The sequence below is a fragment of the Herbidospora sp. NBRC 101105 genome, from assembly GCF_030269205.1.
GTDB lineage: Bacteria > Actinomycetota > Actinomycetes > Streptosporangiales > Streptosporangiaceae > Herbidospora > Herbidospora solisilvae.
Genome location: NZ_BSSX01000018.1, coordinates 1 through 928, shown reverse-complemented (window position 1 = coordinate 928; position 928 = coordinate 1). Strand labels below are relative to the sequence as shown.

The 928-nt window shown below is 58.1% G+C and carries 2 rRNA genes; both read right to left on the bottom strand.

The annotated features are described in order from the left end of the window. Positions 1–314, bottom strand: a 23S ribosomal RNA gene (locus QSK34_RS37610); the annotation flags it as partial. 391 nt (positions 315–705) lie between these two features. Next, a 16S ribosomal RNA gene (locus tag QSK34_RS37605) occupies positions 706–928 on the bottom strand; the annotation flags it as partial.

Here is a 928-nt window from a genome sequence, read left to right as displayed (position 1 = left end):
CCGCATACGCAACGCCCGCCGGCTATCACACGCATACGGTTTGGCCTCATCCGCTTTCGCTCACCACTACTCACGGAATCACTCTTGTTTTCTCTTCCTACGGGTACTGAGATGTTTCACTTCCCCGCGTTACCACCAACCGCCCTATACATTCAGGCGGAGGCAACACCACATGACTGGTGCTAGGTTTCCCCATTCGGACATCCCCGGATCAACGTCTGGTTGGCGACTCCCCGAGGCTTAACGCAGCCTCCCACGTCCTTCATCGGCTCCTGATGCCAAGGCATCCACCGTGTGCCCTAAAAAACTTGGCCACAAGATGCTCGCGTCCACTATGCAATTCACAAACAACAAACAGCAACCAATCCGATCCGCTACCGAACCGCCTGCAACAGACGTGGTATAGCGAGGGATCAGCCCCGCAGTTAGTCCAGAGGAACGTCCAGCGCCCAACAACAAGGCCACCACCGAAGTAGCAGCCCAGTTGGGATGGTCCGTTTCCTCAGGACCCAACAGTGTGCTCGAACCAGCTCGCCCGCTCTCTCCTGTTCCCACTCCCAGCAAGCTGGGCGGTACTGAGCAGGAGCATCACGCTCTCGATTCGAATAGCCAGTGCTCCACTAATGAGCTGCCGTGCACCAGACATTCGCTGATGATCACGACGTGGACCTGGAGGCTTGCGCCTGCCAGATCAGTGCTCCTTAGAAAGGAGGTGATCCAGCCGCACCTTCCGGTACGGCTACCTTGTTACGACTTCGTCCCAATCGCCAGCCCCACCTTCGACCGCTCCCCCCACAAGTGGTTGGGCCACGGGCTTCGGGTGTTGCCGACTTTCGTGACGTGACGGGCGGTGTGTACAAGGCCCGGGAACGTATTCACCGCAGCATTGCTGATCTGCGATTACTAGCGACTCCGACTTCATGGGGTC